The organism is Paenibacillus humicus NBRC 102415, assembly GCF_004000905.1.
Lineage (GTDB): Bacteria > Bacillota > Bacilli > Paenibacillales > Paenibacillaceae > Paenibacillus_O > Paenibacillus_O humicus.
This window is the reverse complement of record NZ_BIMD01000037.1, coordinates 36889-55648: the sequence shown is the minus strand read 5'-3', so window position 1 is coordinate 55648 and position 18760 is coordinate 36889. Positions and strand designations below refer to the sequence as shown.

19 protein-coding genes are annotated in these 18760 nt (G+C 47.3%); 2 read left to right on the top strand and 17 right to left on the bottom strand.

Features of this window, described 5'->3' with window-relative positions:
• From PHU01S_RS26715 to PHU01S_RS19190, 5 genes are all read right to left on the bottom strand, one after another.
• Positions 1-609 (bottom strand): glycosyltransferase (locus PHU01S_RS26715; protein WP_246029280.1); only part of this gene is annotated, 609 nt, incomplete at its 3' end.
• Complete coding sequence (locus PHU01S_RS19205; protein ID WP_049868401.1) at positions 610-1956, bottom strand: GH1 family beta-glucosidase; 1347 nt, start codon at positions 1954-1956, stop codon at positions 610-612. It lies immediately after the preceding gene.
• A gap of 50 nt (positions 1957-2006) precedes the next feature.
• A complete protein-coding gene (locus PHU01S_RS19200; RefSeq protein WP_307721814.1) occupies positions 2007-2378 on the bottom strand; it encodes a glycoside hydrolase family 30 beta sandwich domain-containing protein in 372 nt (123 codons plus the stop codon).
• Entirely contained in the window at positions 2375-2530 is a 156-nt protein-coding gene (locus tag PHU01S_RS19195) for a hypothetical protein (protein WP_127509319.1), read from the bottom strand. The genes PHU01S_RS19200 and PHU01S_RS19195 overlap by 4 nt, the downstream gene beginning before the upstream one ends.
• A gap of 82 nt (positions 2531-2612) precedes the next feature.
• Entirely contained in the window at positions 2613-2951 is a 339-nt protein-coding gene (locus tag PHU01S_RS19190; protein ID WP_164763123.1) for a hypothetical protein, read from the bottom strand.
• A 227-nt stretch (positions 2952-3178) separates the two neighbouring features.
• Between PHU01S_RS19190 and PHU01S_RS19185 the strand changes: the two genes are divergently transcribed.
• Both PHU01S_RS19185 and PHU01S_RS19180 read left to right on the top strand, forming a co-directional pair.
• On the top strand, positions 3179-3991 hold the full coding sequence (locus tag PHU01S_RS19185) for an AraC family transcriptional regulator (RefSeq protein ID WP_218032476.1): 813 nt from the start codon (positions 3179-3181) through the stop codon (positions 3989-3991).
• A 95-nt stretch (positions 3992-4086) separates the two neighbouring features.
• Positions 4087-5625 carry a putative hexosyltransferase gene (locus tag PHU01S_RS19180; protein WP_127509310.1) on the top strand — a complete coding sequence of 513 codons (1539 nt, stop codon included), beginning with the start codon at positions 4087-4089 and terminating at the stop codon, positions 5623-5625.
• 51 nt (positions 5626-5676) lie between these two features.
• On the opposite strand, the gene rfbD is transcribed toward PHU01S_RS19180, so the two are convergent.
• The 12 genes from rfbD to PHU01S_RS19120 form a co-directional block, all read right to left on the bottom strand.
• On the bottom strand, positions 5677-6522 hold the full coding sequence (rfbD, locus tag PHU01S_RS19175) for a dTDP-4-dehydrorhamnose reductase (RefSeq protein ID WP_127509331.1): 846 nt from the start codon (positions 6520-6522) through the stop codon (positions 5677-5679).
• A 26-nt stretch (positions 6523-6548) separates the two neighbouring features.
• A complete protein-coding gene (gene rfbB / locus PHU01S_RS19170; RefSeq protein WP_049868406.1) occupies positions 6549-7580 on the bottom strand; it encodes a dTDP-glucose 4,6-dehydratase in 1032 nt (343 codons plus the stop codon).
• Positions 7581-7613: 33 nt separating this feature from the next.
• Complete coding sequence (gene rfbC / locus PHU01S_RS19165; RefSeq protein ID WP_127509328.1) at positions 7614-8159, bottom strand: dTDP-4-dehydrorhamnose 3,5-epimerase; 546 nt, start codon at positions 8157-8159, stop codon at positions 7614-7616.
• Between the two features lie 96 nt (positions 8160-8255).
• Positions 8256-8999: a sugar phosphate nucleotidyltransferase gene (locus tag PHU01S_RS19160; RefSeq protein WP_127509307.1), complete on the bottom strand. Its 744-nt coding sequence runs from the start codon at positions 8997-8999 to the stop codon at positions 8256-8258.
• Positions 9000-9020: 21 nt separating this feature from the next.
• Complete coding sequence (locus tag PHU01S_RS19155; protein WP_127509304.1) at positions 9021-9914, bottom strand: decaprenyl-phosphate phosphoribosyltransferase; 894 nt, start codon at positions 9912-9914, stop codon at positions 9021-9023.
• 10 nt (positions 9915-9924) lie between these two features.
• Positions 9925-10320: a divergent PAP2 family protein gene (locus tag PHU01S_RS19150; RefSeq protein WP_127509301.1), complete on the bottom strand. Its 396-nt coding sequence runs from the start codon at positions 10318-10320 to the stop codon at positions 9925-9927.
• 1 nt (position 10321) lies between these two features.
• Positions 10322-11455 (bottom strand): glycosyltransferase family 4 protein, encoded by a 1134-nt coding sequence (locus tag PHU01S_RS19145; RefSeq protein WP_127509298.1) that lies wholly within the window; start codon positions 11453-11455, stop codon positions 10322-10324.
• Between the two features lie 11 nt (positions 11456-11466).
• Positions 11467-11841 carry an EamA family transporter gene (locus tag PHU01S_RS19140; protein WP_127509295.1) on the bottom strand — a complete coding sequence of 125 codons (375 nt, stop codon included), beginning with the start codon at positions 11839-11841 and terminating at the stop codon, positions 11467-11469.
• Between the two features lie 12 nt (positions 11842-11853).
• Positions 11854-13995, bottom strand: coding sequence for a glycosyltransferase family protein (locus tag PHU01S_RS19135; RefSeq protein WP_127509292.1), 2142 nt, complete (start codon positions 13993-13995; stop codon positions 11854-11856).
• Positions 13996-14068: 73 nt separating this feature from the next.
• Positions 14069-16420 (bottom strand): glycosyltransferase, encoded by a 2352-nt coding sequence (locus PHU01S_RS19130; protein WP_127509289.1) that lies wholly within the window; start codon positions 16418-16420, stop codon positions 14069-14071.
• Complete coding sequence (locus tag PHU01S_RS19125) at positions 16404-17621, bottom strand: glycosyltransferase family 4 protein (protein ID WP_127509286.1); 1218 nt, start codon at positions 17619-17621, stop codon at positions 16404-16406. The genes PHU01S_RS19130 and PHU01S_RS19125 overlap by 17 nt, the downstream gene beginning before the upstream one ends.
• On the bottom strand, positions 17618-18760 hold the full coding sequence (locus PHU01S_RS19120; RefSeq protein WP_127509283.1) for a class I SAM-dependent methyltransferase: 1143 nt from the start codon (positions 18758-18760) through the stop codon (positions 17618-17620). Before PHU01S_RS19120 ends, PHU01S_RS19125 begins: the two co-directional genes overlap by 4 nt.

Genomic DNA, 18760 nt, shown 5'->3' with positions numbered 1-18760 from the left:
AGCAGCAGGCATGCCGACGCCTCCCTCCGGCTGGCGGACCAGCATGCCGGCGGCGCTGCCGGCGGCGGGCATGCGGTCCAGCCGCTCCGCCAGCCCGCGCACATAGTCCGGATGCAGCCTGACATCCGGATTGAGGACGAGCGCGTAATCGCTGCCCGCCTCCGCGAGCGCGCGATTCTGGCCGCCGGCAAAGCCGGTATTTACCGCGCTCTCGATGATGACGAGCCGCGCGCGGTTGCCGCCTGACGGCAGCAAGGCTGTTCCGCTTCCGGATCGGCTGCCTTCATCCCCCTGCTCTTGGCTGTCGGCATGCCGCTCCCGGTCCGCTCGGAGGTCTCTTTCCCGCTCCCGCGCGAGCCCCGCCTCATAGCGGCGCAGCCGCTCCACCGTGCCGTCTCTGGACGCATTGTCCAGCACGATAATCTTCTCGATGGGATACGACTGCGCCAGAACGCAGTCCAGGCAGCCCTCGATATCCTCTTCGCTGTTGTAAGTCACAATATGGACGCTCACCGTCCCCCGGACAGGAGCGGCAGCGAAGCCTGCCGCCCCGCTGCCGCCCTTGTCCGGAGACAGCGACGAATGCGCCGCTGAAACCTGGCTATTCATTTATACTTCGAACCCGCCTTCCGAAATGACCTTTTGAATAAAATAATAACTGTCTTTCGGCGTGCGTTCCAGTGTTTCATAGTTCGTGTATACAATTCCGAAGCGCTTGGCGTAGCCTTCAGCCCATTCGAAGTTGTCGAGCAGCGACCAGGCGAAGTAGCCCGCAAGCGGCACGCCGGAGTCGATGAGACGCTGGCACTGGATGAAATGCTTGCGGTAGTAGTCGACCCGGTCGGCGTCATGGACGCTGCCGTCGGCGTCCAGCTTGTCGTCGCAGCAAGCCCCGTTCTCCGTAATGTAGATCGGAGTATCGCCGTATTCCTCGTGGAGCCAGCTCAGCACCTTATAGAGCGCCTCCGGGTAGACGTTCCAGCCGATATGCGTCTGATCGAAGCCGACCTGGACATCCTCGCTGTCGAACAGCCCGTTGTTCTCCTTGTAGCGGGTGTAGCCGCCCGTGTAGAAGTTCACGCCGATGAAGTCGATCGGCTGCGCGATCGTCTCCATGTCTCCGGGAAGGATCGGCACTTCGACGCCTTTGCGACGGAACCAATCCACCATGAACTGCGGGTACGTCCCCTTGAACGTCGGCTCCAGGAACCACTCGTTGCCCCAGGCGCGCGAGCGGCGGGCCGCCTCCACATCCTCCGGCCTCGTCGTGTAAGGCTCCGACCAGCTCAGGTTATGCGTCGTTCCGATTTCGCCGGACAGTCCCAGACTGCGGTACAGCTGAACCGTCTTGCCGTGGGCGACCATGCAGTGATGAGCGACGTTCGTCGCCAGCTGCAGGTCCGTGTGGCCGGGAGCGTGCACGCCGATAAAGTTCGAGAGGAAGGAAATGCACCAGGTTTCGTTGAACGTGATCCACTGCTTTACTTTGCTGCCGAAAGCCTTGAACACAACCTCGGCGTACTTCACGAACGCGTCGATCGTCTCCCGGTTGTCCCAGCCGCCCTTGTCCTGGAGCGCTTGCGGCAGATCCCAGTGGTACAGCGTGACGGCCGGCTCGATGCCTGCTTCGATCAAGCCGTCGATGACGCGGCCGTAATAGTCCAGTCCCTTTTCATTGACCTCTCCCGTGCCCTGCGGGAAGATCCGCGGCCATGCGATGGAGAAGCGGTACGAAGTCACGCCCAGCTTCTTGAGCAGGGCAATGTCTTCCTCGTAGCGGTGGTAGCTGTCGCAGGCCACGTCTCCCGTGTCGCCGTTCACGACCTTCCCGGGCGTGCGGGCAAACGTATCCCAGATGGACATGCCGCGGCCGTCCTCGTTCCAGGCGCCTTCGATTTGATAGGAAGCTGTCGCGGTGCCCCAGACAAAGTCTTTGGGGAAAGTGATTTTAGCCATTATAAGTCCCTCCGAAAGTAGAATAATAGAAGTTGAGCTTGCCGTCCGAATCAGCGGTACAGCAGCGTCTGGATGCCGTGCGCCGGAATGCTGCTGTCCGCCAGCTCGCCGCGATGCCTCACGACATAAGGAAGCTCCGCATCCGTGCGGTTCATCACGACAAGCGCGATCGTGCCGTCCGGGTTGCGGAACGCCGTCTGCTCCAGCTTGTCCGTGTAACGGGAGCGGCCGATGCGCACCGAGCCCGAACGGATATAACGGCTGAAATGCGCGATATAGTAGAACGAGATTTCATAGATGACTTCATCCTTCACGGTGTCGGCAATGATCGGCGCGTCGCAGAGATTGCCCACATGGTTCGGGCCGCCCTGCTCGTCGAGCACGATGTTCCAATCCGTCCATCCGGTCGTCCAGTTGTTCAGGTTGCCGAGAATGTCATGGCCGTAACGCTCTCACGTATCCCAGGAGCCGAGATGGACGCCGCCTTCCTGACAGCCTTCGCCTCGTTCTGGACGCTCAGCGCCCAGATCTCGATTCCTTCCTGCTTGTAGACCTCGACATACTTCACGAACATGTCGGCCCACCTGGCGGTATTCCGGCTTGAGCTGCCCGCCGCGGCTCATCTCTCCATTCGTCTTCATGAAGGCCGGAGGGCTTCACGGGGAGGAGAACAGCCGGAAGCAACTCCCCGCTTTGCCGGCCGCGCGCTTGATCAGCGGCAGAATCGACATGTGGTCGCGGTCGACGTTGAAACTTTCCAGCCCCTCGTCACCGTCTGTTAAATAGGCGTAATTGCCGAGCGAGAAATCGCGGCTCTGAATATGGGAGCGGCACAGCGTACAGCCGATTCCATGCTCCGGATCGAAATACGCGTCGATGATCTCCCGCAGCTTGTCTCCCGTGTCTCCAGCCGTCTGCAGCACCCTTGCCATGCCGGCTTCCAGGGCAGCGTATGCGCTTACATTGTTTCGGGTCAATTGGGCTCCTTCCCTCATGCCTCTCCTCCCTTCCTGTACAATTGACTCTATTATAAAAGGAAAGGCCTTTCCGGATGAAGAAACAATATGGCTATGAACCTCCACAATCTGGTCGTTCGGATTGACGCCCTCTCCATTTCCCATCCTTGCGGGCAAGCTGCTGCGAAGTTTGCGAAGTTCAAGATTTGCTAACATCCCGTTCATTCAAGCTTCATGTTTTTAGATTATGCTAGATAAGAGAGGCAGTGATTGCATTGGATCGTCTTCCCCTTACGCTGACGCTGTCCGACTTTTCCAGGCACCTGCAGCCTTTTCGCCAATCGTTCCGGACCCTCGATACCTACCTTCTCCGCTTGCAGACGGAGGGGGAGGCCCGCGCGCTCATCGGCGGATCCATGACGGCCGTATTGCCAGGAGATTTGCTGATGTATCGTCCCGGAGATGCCTACGATCTGCAAATAGAGGCTCCCGGCCCCGACAGCCGCTATGGTCCGAGTGCGGATTATTACTTCATGGCCACCGGATCTTGGCTGGATGAATGGTGGCAGATGCGGGAACGTCCTCCCCGGATCCGCATCGCGGACGACGGGAAGATCGACAGCGTCTGGCAGCAGCTCATGCTGGAGCGGCGCAGGCTCGACGGAGGCAGTCCGGCCATCCTGGCCGCTCTGCTGCAGGCGCTCTGCCTGCTGCTGGACCGCGCCATCGCGGAGGCGCCGGCTGCGAAAAGCGGCGCGACCGCGCTGCAGGCGCTGAAAATCAAACATTTTGTCGAAGCCAATGCCACCGGCTCCTTCACTCTGGATGAAGCGGCCGCCCATGCCGGCATCAGCAAAACCCGCGCCGTGCATCTGTTCAAGCAGCAGATCGGCTGCTCCATCATGCAGTACGCCCAGCAGGTCCGTCTCGCTATGGCGCTCAGGCTCATGGACAACAGCCAGCTGACGCTGGAGCAGATCGCGGACGAATCGGGCTTCGGCACCTACACCTATTTCCACCGCGTATTCCGCGATCGCTATGGCCTATCGCCAGGCACCTACCGCAAGCGGGAATATTGACTTGCTGACAGAATGCATAAGAAGAGACCTCGGACATGCATGGTACAAGCAGGATAGACGGAGCAATAAAATAATAATGAAAGGAGAGCCGACAAATGAGGAACGACAGCCTGCCGAGGGACGGCGAGTTTAAAGACAGGAAAAACAATGCCCGGATTCCATCGGGGGGGATGAGGCCCGGGCAATTCTATGCAGCGGTTGCCGCCCTCGTTGCCGGCGGGCTTGCCATACGCGTTCTGCTGGGCATCTATACCCAGGGGTATGTAGGAGACCAGATGTATTTCATCCGCTGGATGGAAGCCGCCATGCAGCATGGCGTGCGCGGCTCCTATCTCAGCTCCGACATGCAGAACTATCCCCCGGTATTCATCGCCATTCTGGAAGGATACGGGCATGTTCTGGACTTCCTCGGCATCGAGATCCGGACCGCCCATCTGAGCAGCAAGATGCTTCCGATTCTGTTCGATCTCGGCACCATGGCAGCGCTGCTGCTGCTGTTCCGCCGCTGGACCTGCAAGCGCCGGCTGACGCTGCTTGCCTGTCTGGCCTTCAATCCCGCCTTGCTCGCGGACGGAGCGGTATGGGGACAGATCGACGTGTTCCACAGCGCGCTGATGACAATATCCGTGCTGCTCGTGCTGACCCAGCCGCTAGCCGCCGGCATCCTCATTGCAGTCGCCTTGCTGAGCAAGTTCCAAGCCATCGTCGTCCTCCCCGTCCTGGGGGCGCTGCTGCTCCGGCAGCTGCTCCGGCGCGATTGGCGCCGTCCATTGCTCTTCATCGCCGGCTTTGCCATCCCGTCGGCTTTGACCGCAGGCTGGTTCGCGATGAAAGGCGCGCTGGACGACATGGTCCGCATGGCGTATCTCAGCGCAACGGATATGTATCCCCAGCTTTCGCTGAACGCTTTCAATCTTTGGTACCATCTCTTTACGAATCCGTCCGTCCACGACGATACGATTTTCTTTGGCGGCGTCAGTTATAAGACCTTCGGGTTCATCCTGCTTGGGGTTGTCTGCCTGTTCGTTGCGGCCTATATCCTGCTTTTGCGCGATCTTAAAACCGTTCATCTTCTGAAGGCGGCCGCTTTGGTCAATCTGGCCTTCTTCCTGCTCCCGACGGAAATCCACGAGCGCTACGGCGTTCCCGCCATGCTGTTCCTGCTGCTCATCCCGTTCCTGCTGGAGCCTGGGCGGGAACGTATCCGCTGGGGAGTTCCGGCCGGGCTGTTCACGATGTCGACGGCGCTCAACATTTGGCTGGTGCTGAATGGAGGGTTTGGGGGGAAGTGGCTGCGGGGGGGCATCGAGGTCTCTTCCCCCCGTTTCCGCAACGGCGACGCGGGGTTCGGAAGCTCGAGGCACAGCGGAATGAATGAAACTGCCCAGGGGCGGGTAGACATCAGCCGCAATCCTAATTTCGGTATGGATATCTCCGGACGAGGCGCAGGAGGGATGCGCGAAGGAGGCTTTGGCGGAGCCCGTCAAGGAGGCGGGTTCGGCAACGGCTCGCTTAGCGGATGGGAACACTATTTTGCGGTTGGAATGGCTTATGCCAACTTGATGATCTTGGCCTGGATCATAGGAGCGATGATTGGGGATCTTTTCAGCCGATCCACCCGGAAAACTAGCTAGGAATAGGAATAAAGCCGGCCATCACTTGGATGAGCCGACTTTATTTCGCGTTTATTCCCTAATCTCATGAATAAATCGTGCCAAAGCGTCCCGCCACTCCGGAAGCTCCTCCAGTCCGATTTCCTTGATTCGGCTCTGATCAAGGACCGAATAACGCGGACGCGGAGCAGGGCGCGGAAACTCCTCGGAGGTGCAAGGCAATGCTTGGGCTGCCACACCGCTCTCTTCAAATATCGCTTGAGCGAATTCGAACCAGGTGCAGCTCCCGCTATTGGAAGCATGATACGTCCCGTACTCTTCCGTACCTGCCAGCTGGAGCAGGAAGCGGGCCAAGTCCTTCGTGTAGGTAGGAGATCCCGTCTGGTCATTGACGACCTTGACGCTTCCTCTTTCCTTTCCAAGCTTCAGCATGGTCTTGACGAAATTGTTCCCATGCTTGCCATACACCCAGGAAGTACGCACGATGAACGTCCGACTGTTCAACGTCTCCACAAGCATTTCTCCTGCGTGCTTGGACTTCCCATAGACGGTTTGCGGGTTGACAGGAGCGTCCGTACGGTAAGGCGACGTTCCGTTCCCGTCGAAAACATAATCCGTGCTGACATAGATCAGCTTGGCGCCGATCTCGTCAGCCGCCTCCGCCACGCATCCAGACCCGGTTGCATTTACGGCATATGCGCCCTCAAGATCGGATTCCGCCTGATCCACGGCCGTATACGCCGCGCAGTGAATGACGATGTCAGGCTGAAGATTCCCGATGACCTCGCGGCATTGCTCGCAGGAGGAGATGTCCAAGGCCCCCCGATCCAAGCCGATGATTTCAAATTCGTCCGATTTCGGCCACAAGGCGAGCTCTTTGCCGAGCTGCCCTCCTGCTCCCGTTACGAGAATCTTCATTTTCATCCCCGCATCCTCCAGCGGCTTCATTCCGTGGACTCCGCTTCATTTAAGCGATCTCCGTATTGGAGCTTGAAATAATTCTGGTAGCTTCCGCTCAGCACGTCTTTCATCCATTCCTCGTTGTCCAGGTACCATCGGATGGTTGTCCGAATTCCGGATTCATAATCATGCTGCGGGCTCCAGCCTAGCTCACTGCGGATTTTATCGGCGTCGATGGCATACCGTTTATCATGACCCGGACGATCCTTGACATAGTGGATCAGTGCTTCCGGTTTCCCAAGCTCCTCCAAGATCGTTTTGACGACATGAATATTCGTTCGCTCGTTGCGCCCTCCGATGTTGTACACTTCGCCGTTCACGCCATGATGGATGACGAGATCGATGGCGCTGCAATGGTCCTCCACGTAAAGCCAGTCCCTGACGTTAAGCCCGTCTCCGTACACCGGCAGCGGCTTATCCTGCAGGGCGTTCTGAATGATCAGCGGAATCAGCTTCTCGGGGAACTGGTACGGTCCGTAATTGTTGGAACAGCGCGTAATGTTCACGGGAAGTCCGAACGTCTCGTGATAGGCCCGTACAAGCAAATCCGCCCCTGCTTTGCTTGCCGAGTAAGGGCTGTTAGGAGCGAGCGGCGTTTCTTCCTTAAAGAGGCCTGTCTCCCCCAAAGTCCCGTAAACCTCGTCCGTGGACACCTGGACAAACTTTTTGACTCCGTATTGCTTGGATAGATCCAGCAGAGTCTGCGTACCAAGAACATTCGTTTTTACAAATACATCCGGTTCAAGAATGCTGCGGTCCACATGAGACTCCGCCGCGAAGTTGGCCACGACATCCACGCCAGCTTGGAAAATGGGCTCCAGCTCCGCGCGATTGGTAATGTCCGCTTTGACAAAATGATATCCGGGATGCTGTTCGACAGCTTTCAAATTCTCTAGGTTCCCGGCATAGGTCAGAGCGTCTACGTTAACAATTTCGTACCCGGGGTACTTTTGCGCCATATACAGCACAAAATTGCTTCCGATAAATCCGGCTCCGCCGGTAACGAGCAGCTTCACTTGGCAACGTCCCTTTCTTCCCGGTTGTTGGAATTAACCGTTGATGTCGTAAATGAAATCAATCTCTGCGTCCATCAATGCGGGATGCATGTCATCTTTCATCGAAAGGACGGGATTGCGGACAGGCCAATCAATGCCGAGAGCCGGGTCGTTCCAGGCGATTCCCCGGTCATGCTGGGCTGAGTAGAGCTCGTCGACTTTGTACTGAACCTCGGAATTCGGCACCAGCGTGCAGAACCCATGAGCGAAGCCTCGAGGAACCAGCAGCTGGCGATGATTGGCGGCGCTCAATATAAATCCTTGCCACTTCCCGAAGGTCGGCGAGCCTCGGCGGATATCTACAGCGACATCATAGATCGCTCCTGCCGTACAACGGACCAGCTTGGTTTGGGCTTTGGGATTAAGCTGATAATGGAGTCCTCGCAATACTCCTGCTTCCACGGAAAGAGAATGATTGTCTTGGACAAATCGATGGGTTATTCCGTGCTCCCGAAATCGCGCTTCGTTGTAGCTCTCCACAAAAAAACCTCGCTGGTCTCCATGGACAGCCGGCTCGATCCATTTCAATCCCGGCAGCATTGTTTCCTGGACGATCACGTTCCTTCAGCCCCTTCCTTGGTAGGATTGCACCCTTCCGGTTCACGCTTGCAAGACCCGATTCTTCCAGGCAATTGGCTAGATCTTAAGTTCCCCGAACTCGGTGCCGAGAGTGATTTCTTTTGCCAACTCGTTTGCGTAGGTCAGTGAAGCATGGGTTCCCGCATCGGTCCACCAGCCTTGTAATATATCATATGTTAGCGAATTGGTTTTGATATAGGCATTGTTCACATCCGTTATTTCCAGCTCGCCCCGGTTGGAAGGTTTCAAGGATCGAATGATATCGAATACCGCGGAATCATACATATAAATTCCTGTCACTGCGTAGCTGCTCTTCGGCTCCTTCGGCTTTTCGTCGATCGATACAATATGATCGCCCTTCAGCTCCGGAACGCCGTATCGCTGCGGATCATGCACTTCCTGAAGGAGTATTTTAGCTCCTGTCTCTTGCTTCTGGAAATGTTCCACATAAAGAGCAATGCTGTCCGAGAAAATATTGTCGCCTAAAATGACGACCATCTGATCTGCGCCGACAAATTGTTCGGCCAGTCCGAGCGCCTGCGCGATGCCTCCGGCCTGATCCTGTACCTTATAAGTCAAGGATACGCCGAATTCATAGCCGCTTCCGAGCAGATTCACCACGTCGCCCATGTGCTCTTTTCCGGTGACGATGAGAATGTCGTAAATGCCGGCTTCTTTTAGTTTAGCGATGGAGTAATAAATCATGGGATATTTGCCTACTGGAAGCAGATGTTTATTGGTTACTTTGGTTAAAGGAAACAGGCGGGAGCCTGTCCCGCCTGCAAGAATGATTCCTTTCATATGAGTTCACCTCATTTGAAATTAGTTGAAAGCTTTTATGAAAGCGATGGCTATGCAGAATATGAGAACAGTTCCAAGAATATGACGGTCGCTAACCAAAATATCCTCCGGCTTTCCACCTGCATTTTTCATATGGATTAGATAGTAGTATCTAAATATGCCGTACAAGACAATCGGAATGGTAAACATCATTCGCTGGCCCTCGGAAGCTGCATACATGGAATAAAACATAATAAGCACAGCCGTTACGACGGTCATGAGCTGATCGAGCATGGCAATAGAATAAAAATCCAGAACCTTCCTTCTACTGGAAGAATTCTCATTGAAAATCTTTAATTCGTGCCTTCTTTTTCCTAATGCCAAGAAAAGAGACAGTCCCATGGTGCACAAGATAAACCAAGAGGTCAGCAAGCCGTTAACTGCTAATGCGCCGGCAACTGCTCTAAGTACGAATCCTAGAGCAATCAGCATGACATCTATGATAACGACGTGTTTTAATTGAAGCGAGTATAACAGGTTGGTAACAAAGTAAATTAAAAGAATAACCGTCAAGGCAGTGTTAACCATCAGCCCCAGTGTCACCGAAAAGCAAAACGTCACAACTGCAAGTACGATTGCCATGGGGATGGATATCGCCTCTCTAGCAAGAGGGCGGTTGCATTTATCTGGATGGAGCTTGTCCTTTTCCACGTCGAAAATATCATTAATGACATAAATCGTGCTGGCCATGAGAGAGAAGGCTAGAAAAGCCAATAATGCATTTAGGAAAACAGATGGATTTAGCACCTGGCCTGCGAAAAGTGCAGAGGCAAATACAAGCAAGTTTTTTGTCCATTGTTTTATCCTTATCTCTTGGATAATATCTACTATTACTGAAGTACGGCCATGTTGAAGAATTTCTGCTCTAGGTTCCACGAAAACACTCCTAACTTAGAAAATCAGCTACGAATCCAATAATTACGCCTAAAAATATACCGCCAGCAACTTCAACTTTTGTATGCCCCATGCTTTCTCTATGTATTTTGTTATTTTGAAGCAGATTTAGGCTGGCAGCATGATAGCCAACATGCCTTCTTAATCCCGTCGCATCTATAACGACGATAAAAATTACAGCAACCCCGAGACCAAAAATAGGCGAGGTCAACCCTTCATGAAAACCAACTGCCATTGTCGTGGCCGTAACAATGGTTGTATGATTGCTCGGAAAACCACCGTTACCAATTCTTTTTTTGGCATCGGCACCAAATCTAACATAATTAATAATAAACTTTGTGATGCCAGCAACAAACCAAGCTATAAATGGAATCAAGAAATAATACATTCTAATCACCTGATTTCCTATTCAAGATACTCTCAAACAAATAAATATACTTCTTTGTTGATGGACCTGTGCCGTATAGGCTTTCAATGTATGCTCTATCCTTGATGTATTCCGATTTATTTAGAGCTACTTCGACAACAGCGGAAGCAAGTCCTTCCACATCTTTCGGCTCGACAACCAAGCCCATTCCCGTTCTTGTCGGTATTTCACGAACACCAGGCAGGTTCGAGGCCACAACAGGAACACCTGCCAGCATAGCCTCAACTTGGACCATTCCAAAAGCCTCCAGGGAATTTATGCTAGGAAGGACAAGAAGCGAGATGGAAGAATAAAAATCATAAAGTTCCTGTTGAGAGACTTTTCCAAGGAATTTGACATAAGACGGATCCCAGCCAATTTCCTCTTTTAATCGAGAAAAAATACTGCCGCCAGCAACATCATCGTAACTCCCAACGATTCGAAATTCCACATTGCCCAATTGTTGTCTAATGATCGGGACCGCTTTCAGTAGAATATTAATACCTTTTTCTTCTACGATCCTACCGCAAAATCCAACAATAATGCGAGAGTCAGTTTTTTTAGTCACAGGTTCAGGAATATTGCTGTACGCAGGTGACACAGGATGAATCTCTTTCCACTTTTTTTGAAATCTTGGGAGTACTCGCGAATGCTTAGCGTAATCTTCACTGGATACTACCACAGCTGATGATCTTGATAGGGCGATTCTGCAAGTAAGATCCATTGTCATTTCAATTACCTTGTTTAAGACGGATTTATTCAAGTTAACATCGCACTGATAGGTCGTAACTAATTTGTTCCTAGGAGTTAACAACCCGAATAATCCGGATTCAATCATGGGAAGATGCAGATTGACAATATCCGCGTCCTTGGACAGCTTTAGAAACAGACGAATAAATGCCGGACTTATATATCCTTTACTTACTCGCAATAAAACGGGGGCTCGTACAACCCGAACCCCGTTTACTGTTTCTTCATCTTTTAAGCTGCTTTGATGTTTGGCCGTCAAAACAGTCACTTCATGGTTTTCAGCCAATGCCTCAGCGACTGATCTTGCCGCTTCTGTTAGCCCGCTTATATATGGAACATAATAGTTTAGTACAATTAGGATCTTCATTCCATCCACCTTTACCCTTTGAGAGTAATCAATACGACACCGACTACAATGATGAATACACCTGCAATCCGATAACTATTAATGACTTCATTAAATAGATAATAACCTATAATCATAGAAAATATATAATTAACAGCAAGAAGGGGATTGACATAACTCAAATCGTATTTAGAAAGAACTACGATCCAAAGGATTGCACTAATAAAATACATGAATAATCCAACTAAAATATATGGATTAAAAAGGACAAGCAGACCAGACATGACTTCTCCACTCATCAATTGTTGGATCCTTTTTGTCTCACGCATGGCTCCAAGCTTAATTAGAGGGGGACCACTAACCCCTGTAAAAATAATAAAAAACACAATAGCAGCTATTTTATACACAAATCATTCCTCCTAGGATGAAAGAAGCTGCACATTTTGGATTCCTATCCCAAACTCTCTGGAATCTCCATCGATCCTAACAGAATCCTGAATTATTTCAAACGAGATTTGATTCAAACCACTTTCCAGCTTCATAAACCCCGTCGTATATGATCCGTTCTTAGGAACCTCAATCTGCAAATTCTGATCATTGATTTTTATATTCAGTGTCCGGACTGGATTGCCAGGAGGAAGTATGAGATCAAAAGACAATTTCTTTTGGGACGGTTGTTTCGTGGAGACAGACATTGTAAAATTCTTTTCTGTCCAACGAGATGGGATGCCGCCCCAATCCTCCAAGTTATACCATCCTTGTTCCAGATGAATCTGGGCAGAAGACGGATTGAGTTCATTTAATTTGAATATTTCATTGGACCAAACTTCTTTGCTTGAGTTATCAGCAATAATGTCCCCTCCTTGAACTGGGGACAATACATACTTGAAGTCGTAGTTCTCATTCTTAGAAGTTTTGAAGTACGATGGATCACCTTCAAAAAATATAGGTTTATCTTTCAATAAAGTTGCAACTATATGCTGTTGATTCATATCGAGCTCCTTTACTAGAAGCGGCCTCCTATCCGAGATCAACGAAGCTATCTCTCCCAACTGTCTGTATTCTTTAGTGACCACTGTTCCCTCTTTGACAATAATGGAAGAGAGATTTTTCCACTGAATCAAATTAGAGCATACCAGGATGATTAGAACGGCTCCACCCCCATATCTCCAAATCTTTTTATCCAATACTTCACTAATTCCATTTGCAAACAATAGAATTACAAATGGGAAAGCAAACATCATTGTTTTGTAGTAGCCATAAGGAAATTGATTAAGAGTGCTTAAATAAACAAACAGCGCCATATAGAAAATAGTTAGGATTACCATAATCAGCTTTACGTTCTTCTTAAGTTTAAGCAATCCATATATGGTAATGATGATTAGCAAGATTGCAGATAAAGTATATTGAATTGAAGGATGAGAATAATCTAAAGTCTTAGCTCCAAACATCATCAATATTTGGTTTATGTATGGAATGTAATCAACAATTCCTGTTTGATTTTGAGTAGATGTAAAAGCAAAATAATTATATTTTAACGCTATATAAAACGATACTGGATTTATAATTATTGTCGAAAGCAAGAGGAGTGCAACCGTTTTAATATAAATCCAAATCTGTTTATAGATTATAGACTGAATAATAACAAACAAGCCCATTGGAAGCAGATAATAGAGCATATACTCACTATATACCGAAATCAAGCCCGAAAAAACTAAGCCAGCCATGACCGTAAAACCCGGTTTGCGTTTCGTTATTGCTTGGTAAGATATTCCTATACATAAAATAAAAAATGCGTTCCCTGCTATCTGTGGCATGTATTGTGTCGTAAACATCCAATATAACAAGCTATTGACCGATACGAGAATCGTAAAGATAACAGCAATTCTTTTGGTTAATTCAAAACAATAAAAAGCCGTATAATAGGCGCTAAGGGGGACTAGCAAAACAAAAAAGCAGGAAATAACATTAAATGTACTCAATGCATTTACTTGAAAAAAATTCATTCCTAAGGTATTGAAATAATCGGCACCTACTCTTGAGTTTCGACTGAAATGAAGCTCAGCTATGGAGTAAAAAGGGTGAAGGTTATCGGAAACTGCTTCGTGGAAATAGCTGTATCTTTGCAAAAATTCAGGTATGGATAAATAAAAAATTAAATCATTATTGATACTTGCAAAAGAAGTTGGAAATCCCGCATAAAGACTCGGATAGAGATACATATAAACAATGAAAATAACAAAGAAAAAACCAATAAACGTACGATAAGTAAGAGCATTTTCTCGCAACTCATCATATACCGAAAACAATTTACTTCTCAACATTCTAAATAGAAGAAGAAAGCCTATTAAAATAATTAAGTAGGAATACATTTGAACCCCGGTGAATGCTCCTATGCTTTGAGCAATAGAAATACACAAGACAACACCAAAAAATGGATATATAAGAATCCAGTTGCTCTTGCTGGTACTGCCATTCCTCGATGTGATTATATCGATCAGGCTACCGTAGCCGAAAGAAACCATTATATAAAAAACCAAAAGAGATAAAGTTAAAAGCATTGCTACTGTCCTTCCGTAAATTAATTAGAGAACGGACTGCATCCCCACATAATGATGCAGTCCATAAAAAGTGTTATTTTACTGCAGTGATTTCCCTGTGTATTAATTTTGAAGCCTTATCGTAGCTATAATTTTTTTCAACATAGTCGATTGCAATGTTGCCCATCCGGATGCGAAGCAATCTGTTGCTGCATAATTCGATTAAATACGATAAAAGTAGGTCTTCCTCATAGTAATCGACATCCACTTTCCACACAAAATCATCCGGATATTCTTGATAAGAACCTAAATTGGAAACAAGACAAGGAATTCCGTAACCAATCGCACGAATTAAGGTTCCAGAAGTTTCTCCCATCGTTGGGAACCTAAGATTAATACAGATATCTACGGCACTAATAAAATCGTTAAAGTCCTCTATTTCTGGCGATTCATGTAATAGTACGCTTTTTTTGATTCCATTTTCCTTAATCCAATTATTCAATTCAGAACGCATATCTGCAGTGCAGTGCCCAACCAGATAAAGCATCGTGTTTGGATGAGTTTTCTGCAACCGAGCAAATGCAGATAAAATAAGATGGATTCTTTTATTAGGAATTATATTACCGAAGATACCAATAGCTATAGTCCCGAGATTGATTCCTACTTTTTTCCTAACTTCTGTTTTATTGATTGCAGGCGGTTGAATAAAGCCATGAGGAATTACTTTCACGCTTCCATTATACCCCGGATACAATTCAATTTGATCTTTTAACCACTGACTGTGTACAAAAACTCCCGTGCTCAAATCAATGACTTTCCCAAATAAAGGAAATCGTTGGCTGTCGGGATAAATGCCTTGGTCTCTCAACTCATCCGCTGCCATTTTCCCATCTTCACGATGGGTATAGTTCAATTGATGGAAAAGTTCATCCTTATCCCCTTCAAGGAAATAGGAATGTATAAAGAACCCGGATAGGTTGAAATCATGGAGAAGCACATGTCCTGGATAGTCTTCTAGAGCTTTATAGATCCATTTGTGTAAGCTGTTATTTCCCATGTGATATAGGCGAAGAGGAAGTTCCTCTAATTTATGAGGTTCTGTGGAATAATCTAGAACCGCATACTTCTTTAGAGCCGGATGTGCAGGCTGAAACCCATTCGTTACAATCGTCAATTCAAAATATTGCGATAAAAAAGGAATGAGATCCTCGCTGTAATCCGAAATTCCCGATTGCTGCGGATTCAACGGACTAAAGAAAGCAAGAGCCGGCTTAATCGCCAAGCCGCTGCTAGTTATAGACCGGGGAAGCTCCTTTTCAAATGCGGAGAGACTTAATTCTGCTGTACGCTCCCAAGAAAACTTGGAAGCTTGTTCAATTCCCCGTAATTTCAACTTTTCTCTCTCTTCTTCCGAGTCAAGCAGAATCCTCAATTGGTCTGAAAGTGCTTGGGAATCAAAGGGATCAACAAGGACAGCTCCTTGCCCAGCTACTTCTGGCAATGAAGAGGAGGTTGTTGTAATGACTGGAACTCCACAGCGCATTGCCTCGAGCACAGGAAGCCCGAATCCTTCGTATAAAGAAGGGAATACGAATACTTCACATTTCTTATAAAGGGCAAGAAGCAGGTCCTCTGAAACATGGCCAAGAAAAAGCAGTTGGTTCTGTTCCAGATTTAATTTTGAAGCCACTTTTAAAAGCTCGTCGCGTTCGTTTTGCTGCTTGATTCCGCTTATGACAAGAGTTAAATTAGGATCTGACAGGGCAGCAAATGCCTCCATCATTCCCTCGTTATTTTTTCGAGCATCATATCCGGTTAATGCATATACGTAAGGAGAGTCTATTGAAAGCTCACTACGCAGCAAATCTTCTTCATCCCCCGTATAATCGGAAGTATACAACTCTTCATTTGTGGACGCGTAAACAACTTCTATTTTTCCAGAATCAATGGAAAGAAACTTTACAGCATCTTCTTTTGATGCTTCTGATATTGTTAGAATCTGATCTGCTTGCTGAAGCTTTTTACAGCGCATATCGTAGTCTTTCTGTAATTTACTTGGCCATTTCGAGTAAAACTGATCTTTCATCGCCAATGGAATGAGATCAAACAGTAAATATGACTTTTTAACTTTGGTATTGCTGACTTCAGGAAGTTCGATATCAAACATAAAGGGACTGGTGAAATGAATATGCGTAATGTTCTTATTTTCAATAAATCGATCCATATTAAATTTTTGCCATTTAAAAGCATCATGTAGTCTGCTGTCGAAATCCATTTGAGATGTGCAGAAAGTAAATTCCCATCCTGAATCTGATTTTCTATAGAGATAAATCCTATGCATTGGAGACTGCTTCAAAAGATTTCTTATCCAGTGATAGGTATATATACCGATGCCGCGGTTCTTTTCATTTGTATATAAAGTCTGAACATCAATTAATATTCTCACGAATAAACAACCTCCTTTCAAACCCGCTTTTCTCAATGAAATCAATTATTCTATTTGCAGTTTGAGTCCAAGTATAATTTTCTTTTACATATTTCATTCCATTCTGTGCACGCTTCAACGTTTCTTCCGGCCGGTTTAAAACCTCTGTCAAGGTTTCACCAAATGATTTGCTATCTTTATAATGCCATCCGCCTTGGCTTCGCACACAATGCCCTTTCGTTACAACACCGGAGCTATGAACGATAACAGGCGTATTGCATAACCAGCTTTCCATAATGACAATAGAGAAACTCTCCATTAAAGAGGGTTGAATTAACGCCTTCGCACCCGCAATTGCATCATACTTTTCTTGATCTGAAATCTCCCCGAGTCGAACGATATTGGGGGAATTTTTCATAATCTCAATGAGATTTTCTTCACCATTTCCAACAAATAATAGCTTTGTTGATTGGGGATGATTATGAATAAATTCGTTGAAATACTCTATGAGTTGAGGCACGTTTTTGCCGCTGACCTGTCTGCCTACATAAATAAAATAATCATCAGACAATTTGTATTTCTCTCTAAATGTTTCCGAATTAGGCTGATAGTCGACCTCAACTCCACCACCCGAAACCACAGAATTTTCAGTCCCTATGCCATGAAAAGCTACCGCAAGTTCTTGCTCTTCAATTGTATTAAACAGCAGGCCTCTACTCCGGGCCAACATGTCCCCAACTGAATGAAAACGAGCCATTTCTTCATCATGCAAGCAAGGAATAATAAAGCTTCTTTCAGGTCTTATTTTGCTTCCCCAGAAAGTAGTTCCGTATAGGTAGGGAATGAAAAGGAAGATATAATCATCACCTAAATCTTCTATGTATTGAATTAAGGAGTCGCTGTTGACCGTCTCATGAAATAATTGCAATTCCTCCACATAGGATATGCTTTCCTTAGAGAGCAATTTTCCAAGTAATTCCTCATAGAGAGATTTATTTCTTTTTCTAAGGGCGAATCTCCGAACCTCAACCCCATCTACAGTGCTGATTCCTTCCGGATAAAAGTTGGAACCCCAATCATAAAAAGAATCCTTTCCGCAGGATGTGAAAATTTCCACCTCACATCCTGCATCCTGAAGGCATTTTGCAATTCCCCCGGCGAAACGTTCAGCCCCACCACCAATACTATCTGTGAACCAGGGTGTCACAATAGCTATCTTCATGAATTGCCCCCAACTACTTTTTTTAGAATTAAGGTATAGTTGTAATAGTCATTTTTTTGATTGCTGGCATCAATTGTTCCACTCAAATAGGAGTTTATGATTTCGAAACCAACAATCTCTGCCAAATGCTTCAATGCTTCTGGAAACAGAGGCTTTTCGTGGGTTGGATCCAAATAGTATAGATTATGCATGACATAAACAGAAGTTGTGTTTGGTGTTTCCAGCAACAAAACCCCATTGTCATTAAGTTTATCGTAACACTGCTCTAAGAACCCTATTTTTGCAGATAGATTTAAATGTTCAATAATATGTCCAGCAAAAATACCATCTAAATTTCCGTTATCAAGTTGAGATAAAAAATGATTGCCATCATCGACATATGCTTCATGACCGTTTTTCTTACAAATGGCTATTAATTCAGGATCAGAATCAATACCAACTCCATGAATATCCTTGCTTTGCAGCAAATCCAGGAAATACCCCCTGCCGCAACCTATATCAAGAACTCTTTTGCATCCGCTAAATACAGGTAGATATGGAGAGTAGTTTTCCTTAATAGCCTCTTCGGATGCACTAAACCTTTTTGCAAACTCAGAGTATTTAAATTTGTCCGTAAATCCTGAATGAGAAGAGATAAATTTCGCTTGTTCATTTAGAATTTGCAGAGACTCTTTGTGTCTTTCTTTAAGCCAAGCAATTTCCTCATTATTCGTATTTATTTGTTTTTTCTGCTCTTCCTGGTTGTAAAGCAAATCATTAATCAACGCCAGTTGATTTTCTGATTGTTCTATCAGAGCATTTAGACCGTACCATAAGTCATGATTAAGATGTTTTTGTTGTTGGGTGTATGCATCTACATACCATTTCGTGAAAAGTCTTGCACCTATCTTCCTCCAAGGTACAATTAACTGCCCCAACCTATATCTCGAAACAAGCCTTCCAGGCAAGAATGCAACGGGCAAGTTGGTTGTAATTCTTTGCCTTACTTTTTGAAGGTTTGTTTTAGTTTTCCTAAACAGTTCACTGCTGTTTACAGGTACTGAACTAACCTCAATTATGTCTTCCCTAATTGGAGCAACCGAAGAATTCCGGACACTTTGTCTGATTTGATTCATAATATAACCAGGATCTCTTTCCAT

Bases quoted from the DNA above. Each gene is read 5' to 3' on its own strand.
- PHU01S_RS19160 (WP_127509307.1), bottom strand. From the start codon at position 8,999: ATGAAAGGAATCATTCTTGCAGGCGGGACAGGCTCCCGCCTGTTTCCT.
- PHU01S_RS19195 (WP_127509319.1), bottom strand. From the start codon at position 2,530: ATGTTCGTGAAGTATGTCGAGGTCTACAAGCAGGAAGGAATCGAGATC.
- PHU01S_RS19190 (WP_164763123.1), bottom strand. From the start codon at position 2,951: ATGAGGGAAGGAGCCCAATTGACCCGAAACAATGTAAGCGCATACGCT.
- PHU01S_RS19120 (WP_127509283.1), bottom strand. From the start codon at position 18,760: ATGGAAAGAGATCCTGGTTATATTATGAATCAAATCAGACAAAGTGTC.
- PHU01S_RS19135 (WP_127509292.1), bottom strand. From the start codon at position 13,995: ATGCTTTTAACTTTATCTCTTTTGGTTTTTTATATAATGGTTTCTTTC.
- PHU01S_RS19205 (WP_049868401.1), bottom strand. From the start codon at position 1,956: ATGGCTAAAATCACTTTCCCCAAAGACTTTGTCTGGGGCACCGCGACA.
- rfbC (WP_127509328.1), bottom strand. From the start codon at position 8,159: ATGCTGCCGGGATTGAAATGGATCGAGCCGGCTGTCCATGGAGACCAG.
- PHU01S_RS19150 (WP_127509301.1), bottom strand. From the start codon at position 10,320: ATGTATTATTTCTTGATTCCATTTATAGCTTGGTTTGTTGCTGGCATC.
- PHU01S_RS19180 (WP_127509310.1), top strand. From the start codon at position 4,087: ATGAGGAACGACAGCCTGCCGAGGGACGGCGAGTTTAAAGACAGGAAA.
- PHU01S_RS19125 (WP_127509286.1), bottom strand. From the start codon at position 17,621: ATGAAGATAGCTATTGTGACACCCTGGTTCACAGATAGTATTGGTGGT.
- rfbD (WP_127509331.1), bottom strand. From the start codon at position 6,522: ATGAAGATTCTCGTAACGGGAGCAGGAGGGCAGCTCGGCAAAGAGCTC.
- PHU01S_RS19145 (WP_127509298.1), bottom strand. From the start codon at position 11,455: ATGAAGATCCTAATTGTACTAAACTATTATGTTCCATATATAAGCGGG.